This window comes from Streptomyces tateyamensis, from assembly GCF_003205575.1.
Classification (GTDB): Bacteria; Actinomycetota; Actinomycetes; order Streptomycetales; family Streptomycetaceae; genus Kitasatospora; species Kitasatospora tateyamensis.
Window position 1 is genome coordinate 1968 of sequence record NZ_PYBW01000291.1, and the last position, 371, is coordinate 2338.

A 371-nucleotide genomic window follows, 5' to 3' on the forward strand; every position below is an offset into this window, starting at 1 on the left:
CCGGGACGCCTTCCCGCACGTGGTCGCCCTGCTGGACGACGCGGTGCGCCTGGCCGCGGCTCAGGAGGAGGGCCCGGCGGAGAACTTCGTCCGCGCCCACGTGCAGGCCGACCTGGCCGAGCACGGGGACGAACGGCGGGCCACGGTCCGGGTGTTCGGCTCCCGGCCGGGCACCTACGGGGCCGGCCTGCTGCAGCTGATCGACAGCCGGGACTGGCGCACCGACGCGGACCTCGCCGAGGTGTACACGGTCTGGGGCGGGTACGCGTACGGGCGCGGGCTCGACGGGCGCCCGGCCCGCGAGGAGATGGAGACCGCCTACAAGCGGATCACGGTGGCGGCCAAGAACACCGACACCCGCGAGCACGACA

General features: G+C 74.9%; 1 protein-coding gene. It reads left to right on the forward strand.

The features are described 5' to 3' along the window. A partial coding sequence (locus tag C7C46_RS37075) for a cobaltochelatase subunit CobN (protein ID WP_245985330.1) occupies positions 1-371 on the forward strand: 371 nt, incomplete at both ends.